The organism is Arthrobacter sp. NQ7 (assembly GCF_029581595.2).
Lineage (GTDB): Bacteria > Actinomycetota > Actinomycetes > Actinomycetales > Micrococcaceae > Arthrobacter > Arthrobacter phenanthrenivorans_B.
This window is the reverse complement of the sequence record NZ_JARFXU020000019.1, coordinates 87,533-94,496: the sequence shown is the minus strand read 5'-3', so window position 1 is coordinate 94,496 and position 6,964 is coordinate 87,533. Positions and strand designations below refer to the sequence as shown.

At 65.6% G+C, this 6,964-nt stretch carries 6 protein-coding genes; all 6 read left to right on the top strand.

The window, feature by feature from the left end; all coding sequences use genetic code 11:
- A partial coding sequence (locus tag PUN71_RS17560) for an alkaline phosphatase family protein (RefSeq protein WP_277799443.1) occupies positions 1-521 on the top strand: 521 nt, incomplete at its 5' end.
- Positions 522-610: 89 nt separating this feature from the next.
- Positions 611-1,693: a glycerophosphodiester phosphodiesterase gene (locus tag PUN71_RS17555; RefSeq protein ID WP_277799442.1), complete on the top strand. Its 1,083-nt coding sequence runs from the start codon at positions 611-613 to the stop codon at positions 1,691-1,693.
- 307 nt (positions 1,694-2,000) lie between these two features.
- On the top strand, positions 2,001-3,059 hold the full coding sequence (locus PUN71_RS17550; RefSeq protein ID WP_277799441.1) for a T6SS phospholipase effector Tle1-like catalytic domain-containing protein: 1,059 nt from the start codon (positions 2,001-2,003) through the stop codon (positions 3,057-3,059).
- A gap of 118 nt (positions 3,060-3,177) precedes the next feature.
- Entirely contained in the window at positions 3,178-5,166 is a 1,989-nt protein-coding gene (locus PUN71_RS17545; RefSeq protein WP_502860965.1) for an APC family permease, read from the top strand.
- Positions 5,167-5,252: 86 nt separating this feature from the next.
- Positions 5,253-6,248, top strand: a complete 996-nt coding sequence (locus PUN71_RS17540) for a polysaccharide deacetylase family protein (protein WP_277799439.1) — start codon at positions 5,253-5,255, stop codon at positions 6,246-6,248.
- A 50-nt stretch (positions 6,249-6,298) separates the two neighbouring features.
- The gene (locus tag PUN71_RS17535; RefSeq protein ID WP_277799438.1) at positions 6,299-6,934 is read left to right on the top strand and encodes a hypothetical protein; all 636 of its coding nucleotides are present in this window, start codon (positions 6,299-6,301) and stop codon (positions 6,932-6,934) included.
- The last annotated feature ends 30 nt before the right edge of the window (positions 6,935-6,964 follow it).

Here is a 6,964-nt window from a genome sequence, read left to right as displayed (position 1 = left end):
ACGGCCACGCCGCCTACTCCGACCCGGTCGATGAGCAGAACTTCATCGCCAAAACCGTCAACCAGATCCAGCAGTCGAAGAACTGGGAAGACACCGCCATTGTCCTCGCCTACGACGATTCCGACGGGTGGTATGACCACGTTGCCGCCCAGGTGAAGAACGCCTCCAACAGCCCCGACGACGCCGCATGGTGCCAGGACGCGGCCGCGGCCGGCGTTCCGGTGGCCGGCGGCTACGCCGACCGCTGCGGCCCCGGTCCCCGCCAGCCGCTGGTCGTCATCTCCCCGTTCGCGAAAAAGAACTTCGTGGACCACACCGAGACCGACCAGGCCTCCATCCTGCGGTTCATCGAGGACAACTGGCACGCCGGCACCATCGGTGACTCCTCAGCCGATGCAACCGCCGGGTCCATGAATGCCATGTTCAACTTCCACCGCGCCCGCAACGACAAGGTCCTGCTCAACGAACAGACCGGTGCGGTCGCCTCCATCAGCCACAACGGCAACGTCCAGGGCCGCTGACCACGGAGCCTCTTCTCGTGCTGACGGCCGCAAGCCGCAGCCAGTCCCAGGCCCACGGGCCTACCCATCACAAAAACCTTGGAGAACCCATGAAGTACACGAAGCTGCTGACCGCGGCTGCCATCACCGCCGGCCTCACCCTGGGAACATCCCTCCCGGCCCACGCCGCCGATACAAACCCCAACGGCACGGACAACCACTTCGACCTGCAGGCCCACCGCGGCGGGATCGGCCTGACCGTCGAGTCAACCCTGGCCTCCTTCGCCAAGGGCATCGAGACGGGCGTCTCCACCCTGGAGCTGGACCTGCAGATCACCAAGGACGGCCGGGAAGTCATCACCCACGACCGCAAGATCAGCGGCCAGAAGTGCAAGGACACCGCCCCCGTCACCGCCGGCGACCCGTCCTACCCTTACGTCGGCAAGTACATCAAGGACCTCACCTTTGACCAGGTCCGAAGCCTGGACTGCGGCTCCCAGACCCTGCCCCAGTTCCCCGGCCAGCAGGCCTCCCCCGGCGCCAAGATGCCGACCCTGGCTGAGGTGTTTGACCTGGCCAACCGCTACCGGGCCAGCCAGGTGAAGTTCAACATCGAGACCAAGGTCGAGGCCGGCGCACCAGAGCAGACCGCGCCCCGCGAGCAGTTCGTCGAGGTGGCCCTGCGCGAAATCAACAAAGCGCATATGGCGGAGCGCGTTTCCATCGAAAGCTTCGACTGGGGCGCCCTGCGCCTCGTGAAGGAACGCCAGCCCGGCATCCGCACCGTGGCCCTGACCAACAAGGACTTCCTGCAGGCCGGACAGCCGGGCAAGTCGCCTTGGCTGGGCGGCATCGACTCCGATGACTTCGGCGGCGACCTCGTCGACTCCGCTGCTTCCCTTGGCTTTGACGCCATCTCCCCCGTCCACGGCACGCCGCAGAACGGTACCGTAACGGACCCCGGATACGTCCCCTACGTGACGGCCGACATGGTGAACCGCGCCCACGCCAAGGGCATGCAGGTCATCCCGTGGACCGTTGACGACAAGCCGACGATGCACAAACTCATGGACGACGGCGTGGACGGCCTCATCACCGACTACCCGAACGTGCTGCGTGACGTCATGGCCGAGCGGGGCCTGAAGCTCCCCAAGCAGTTCACCCTGGAACCGGGAGCCTCAGCAACCAACTGACCGGCGGGTCAGATCCCTTAGTATGCAAGCCGAATGCGAACGGCTGCACACCAGGGGAGGAAATGCCATGGGACCAGGCGTGAACGGTTTCAGGGAAAGGGCGCGCCCAGCGAACGGGGCGCGCCCTCTTCCTGCCTGAGCCCCGGGGAACGGGACGACGGTTCGTTTGCCACCACCAGTGCCGACGTTCTGGGCTAAGCGGCTGAACGGGCCGTAGACGCCACCTGTTTCCGGGTGTATACCCAAATGGAAATCCAGAAAAGTGGTGGAGCTTTCAACTTCACCAACCGGTTCCAGGGAAGTCGGGATGGCCAAGCGAATCGTTGTCTGCTGCGACGGGACCTGGGCAACACCGGACCAAACCGAAGATGGACAGCCCCGTCCCACAAACGTCACGAAACTGGCCCTGGCCATCGATGCAGCAGGCCGGGACCAGGCGGGCACTGATCTTGAACAGCGGGTTTTCTACCACCGGGGCATTGGCTCCGGACCTCGGAACCGGCTGGGTGGGGGCGCCTTCGGAGCGGGTCTCTCCCACGACGTCATCGCGGCATACCGCTTCATCGTGGGGAACTACCAACCCGGCGACGAGTTGTTCCTTTTCGGTTTTAGCCGTGGAGCCTACACGGCGCGAAGCACAGCCGGCCTGATCAGGAACGCCGGGGTCCTCCGGCGGCGCTTCCGTAACCGGCTGAACGAGGCGTACTCCCTCTACATGGACCGGACCGCCACCGCACACCCGCGCTCCATCGAAGCCATCCTTTTCCGCAGGTCGTTCTCCTACGAAGCCCGGATTAAGTGCATCGCGGTCTGGGACACAGTGGGAGCCCTGGGCATCCCCCTTACCGGGGTGCCGCTCGTCGACAGGTGGAACCGCCGATGGGCGTTCCATGACGTGGATTTGTCCACCACCGTTGACAATGCTTTCCAGGCGCTGGCAATTGACGAGAAACGCCGGCCCTTCCTGCCGGCCCTCTGGCATCAGCAGTCCGGCGCCGGCAGCCAAAGACTGGAACAGGTGTGGTTTACCGGAACCCACGGCGATGTTGGCGGTGGAAACAGGAGCAGCGAGCTTTCCGATATACCCCTGAAGTGGATCGTTGACCGCGCACAGAGCTGCGGTCTTGCCTTCCGTCCGGAGGCGCTGCAGGGAAGTCCCGCAGATGCGGGCAGCCCGTACCTGGGCGCCATCCAGGAATCGCGTACCGGATTATGGCGGCTCCTTCCGACCTACGTCCGGCCCATAGGCACTACTGATCCGGGCCATGAACGTGTAGCCCCGTCAGCCATGGAACGGCACCAGGCAGACCCAACGTACCGGCCGCCGAACCTGGTCGATTACCTCATGGCGGAAGGAGCCCGTTAAGAAAGCGTCAAGATCGCTGCGCCTGCCCTTGACCCGCACACGGCCGGTGCTACGCTCCCGGGTTACCAACAGGGGCCTTCCGACCAGGGAGCCGGTGGTGTCCGGACCAACAGAGGGGATGATCGTGACTGCGTCGACCCAGCACTCCGTGCCGGAGAGTGTCCCGCGGCCCTCCCAGGCCGCACGCCCGCGCAATCCACTGGTCCATTGGCTGCTGGAGAACCGTGTCCACCAGCCGGAAGGCCTTGAAGCGCCGGAGCACGAAGAGGGCCAGCAGAGCTGGTGGAAGGTGATGTGCCTGACGGGGGTGGACTACTTTTCCACGCTGTCCTACCTCCCGGGAATTGCCGCGCTGGCGGCCGGAGCGCTCTCGCCGCTGGCAACCCTGCTCATCGTTGCCCTGACGCTCCTTGGCATGCTGCCCATGTACCGGCGGGTGGCATTCGAGAGCCCGCATGGCCAAGGGTCCGTGGCAATGCTCGAAAAGTTGTTGCCGTTCTGGCGCGGGAAGGTATTCGTCCTGGTGCTGCTGGGGTTTGTCGCGACCTCGTGGATCATCACCATCACCCTGTCCGCCGCCGACGCCACCGTCCACCTGCTGGAGAATCCCTTCCTGCCTCCATTCCTTGAGGGGCAGGCAGTGCCCATCACGGTGGTTCTCCTGCTGATCCTTGGCGGCGTCTTCCTGCTCGGGTTCTCCGAAGCCGTGGCTGTCGCCATTCCCCTGGTGGCTGTCTTCCTGCTGCTGAACGCCGTGACCATCGGCGTCGGGATCATGGACATCCTGTCCAGGCCGGAAAGCTTCACTGATTGGGCTACCAAACTCGCCGCCCAGGGCGCCGGCCCTGCCAGCGTCGCCGGCCCGGCGCTGGTGGCGTTTCCCTTGCTGGTACTCGGCCTGTCGGGATTCGAAACCGGGGTCAGCATGATGCCGTTGGTAGCGTCCTCCGGCGCAACTGCCGAGGAAAAGCTCAGCAACAGGATCAAGAACACCCGCCGTCTGCTGACCACCGCCGCACTCATCATGAGCGTGTACCTCATCGGCAGCAGCGTTGTCACGACAATACTGATCCCTCCGGAGGCGTTCCAGGAAGGAGGGGCAGCCAACGGACGGGCACTCGCGTACCTGGCCCACGAACGCCTGGGGAGCGTCTTCGGTTCGGTTTATGACATCAGCAGCATCCTCATCCTGTGGTTCGCCGGCGCCTCCGCCATGGCCGGACTGATCAACATCGTTCCCCGGTACCTGCCGTCCTACGGGATGGCTCCCGAATGGTCGCGTGCCGTCCGGCCTGTCGTCCTGGTTTACACCACAGTCAGCGTCCTCATCACGATCGGTTTCAAGGCCAATGTCAACGCCCAGGCCGGGGCGTATGCCACGGGAATCCTGGTCATGATGGTCTCCGGTGCCATCGCCGTGACCATTTCCACGATCCGGAGGAAACAGCAGGCACGGGCGGTCGGCTTCACCGTCCTGACGTTGGTGATGTTGTACGCCCTTGCCGCCAACGTGATCGAGAAGCCCGATGGCATCACGATTTCTGCATTCTTCATCCTCGGCATCGTCACCGTTTCCCTCGTCTCCCGCGTTACCCGCACTACGGAGCTCCGTGTGGACCGGATAGAGTTTGACCCCACCGCACGCCGGTTCATCAAGGACTCCCTGGACTTTGACGGCCGCCTGACCCTGGTCGCTAACAAACCGCAGGCACGTGACGTCGCCGAGTACGACCAAAAAGCGGCGGACCAGGAGGACAGCAACCCGACCCCTTGGAGTGCCGACGTCATTTTCCTCGAGATCGATGTCATCGATCCCTCGGGCTTCAGCAAAGTCCTGACGGTCAACGGTGTGGACGTGGGGGGCCACCGTGTCCTGCGCGCCCAGAGCCCGGCTGCCCCGAACGCCATCGCCGCCATCCTGCTGGCGCTGCGCGATGCCACCGGCGTCATCCCGCACGCCTACTTCGAATGGTCCGAGGGCAACCCGCTGGCACACTTGATGCGGTATCTGCTCCTGGGCCAGGGCGATACTCCCCCAGTGGTCCGTGAAATCATCCGGGAAAACGAGCCCGAGCCGCGGCGCCGTCCCGGCATCCACGTGGGATAAAAGCCAGCTGCTTTCAGGCGGGCGCCCGCCGCTCCGCTTAACCTGAGGTTCAGGCAATTGCAAGGCTGCCGCGGTATCCTCACGGCATGACCCCCCATGTTCAGGCTGATGACCCGCGCGCCGGCGCGCTGCAGCCTGTACCCGATGTGAATGCCCCCCGCCATCTGAACCGGGACGGGAAAGGTCCCGGCCGCAGGAGTGTCCTTTTGGCCGCCGTATTGACGTTGTCGGCCGCCGTACCGGACCTGGAGCCGCATCTGAAGCGGGCCTCCGAGGCCTCCGACGCGCCCGGCGGGCCAGCCGATGGGCCAGGCGGCACTTCCTCGCCCATTCTGGACTCCGCCCGGGACGGGGACGCCGCAGCATCGGGGACGCCGGCGGTAACCGTGCCTTCACGTACCCTCATCACCGACACCTTTGGAAAGCATCAGCCCAGGTACTGGGGACTCGCCGCTCCCGGCGTCCTGACGCACCTGCCCCCTGCCTCACGGGCGATCGCCCTCACCTTCGACTTCTGCGGCGGTCCGGGCGGCAGTGCCTATGACCAGGCGCTGCTCGACGTCCTGCGCCAGCGGCACATCCCCGCCACCCTGTTCCTCAATTCCCGCTGGATCACGGCAAACCCCGCCATGGCCAGGCACCTCGCAGCCGACCCGCTCTTTGAACTCGCCAACCACGGCACGTCCCATAAACCGTTGTCCACCACCGGCAATACGGCCTACGGCATCCCCGGGACCAGGAACGCCGCGGAAGTCTACGACGAGATCATGTCCAATGACCAGGTGCTGGCCGGCATCACCGGCCGGCGTCCCCGATACTTCCGTCCCGGGACCGCGTACATGGACGACGTTGCGGTGGACATCCTGGGCGCACTGGGCGTGGCGCCCGCCGGCTTCAGCATCAATGGCGACGGCGGCGCAACCTATCCAGCCGCCGTCGTTGCCAACGAGGTGGGAAAGGCGCGCCCCGGGGATGTGGTGATCTGCCACGGCAACCACCCGAACGGCGGGACGGCGGAAGGTGTCCGGCTGGCCGTCGACAAGCTGCTGGCGGCCGGAATATCCTTCACCCACCTGCCCTGATGTTCCGCCCGCCCGCACATCCACCCGCTGCCCAACGTTAGGAACCCGCCATGGCCGACCAGTCCGCCATTCCCGCAACCGGCTGGGTTCCCGCATGGGCCGACCTCCAGGAGCGCCCAGTTGAACGTGAGGGGACGGCCTTCGTGCTTGGAAACGGTACGGGTAACGCAGGCGAAGGGCAGGAGTACGTTGTGCCCTGGCCGGGCCCCGGTGTCGACCAGATTGCCGCCACGGTGGCAGGCCTGCCGGAGGCGCGCCTCACCCTGGTGTGCGCGGACGCCGGCGCCGCGGAGGCCCCGGCGGATCTTGCCCAGACGTCCCTGAGGGTCCTGCTCCAGGCCCCGACGGCGGAACTGGATACAGGAGTGCAGCTGCCGGATAACTCCCAGGTGGCCCTGGCACCCATGGAGACCTACGACGCCGTCGAAATCACCGTCTTCGACCGCCCCGTGGCGAGGGGCCGCATCCAGGTCAGGGATGACTTCGCGGCGGTCGCCATCACGGAACTCCCCGATGGCCCGGAGGGCGGGCCGTTCGAACGGGCACTGTTCGCGGCCATGGCCGAAGAGGCCTTCCTCCACGGCGCCGCATACCTGCACATGGTGGTTGGGCCGGACGACGCCGCCCGTTACGAAGCATCCGACTGGGCCGTGGCAGGCCACCTGGTGGGCTTCCAAAAGACCTAGCGCGACGGCGGTCCAGGCCATCACCGGCCG

What these genes read in the sequence shown, in the direction of transcription:
- PUN71_RS17555 (WP_277799442.1), top strand. Translation starts at nt 611, where the DNA reads ATGAAGTACACGAAGCTGCTGACCGCGGCTGCCATCACCGCCGGCCTC.
- PUN71_RS17550 (WP_277799441.1), top strand. Translation starts at nt 2,001, where the DNA reads ATGGCCAAGCGAATCGTTGTCTGCTGCGACGGGACCTGGGCAACACCG.
- PUN71_RS17545 (WP_502860965.1), top strand. Translation starts at nt 3,178, where the DNA reads ATGATCGTGACTGCGTCGACCCAGCACTCCGTGCCGGAGAGTGTCCCG.
- PUN71_RS17540 (WP_277799439.1), top strand. Translation starts at nt 5,253, where the DNA reads ATGACCCCCCATGTTCAGGCTGATGACCCGCGCGCCGGCGCGCTGCAG.
- PUN71_RS17535 (WP_277799438.1), top strand. Translation starts at nt 6,299, where the DNA reads ATGGCCGACCAGTCCGCCATTCCCGCAACCGGCTGGGTTCCCGCATGG.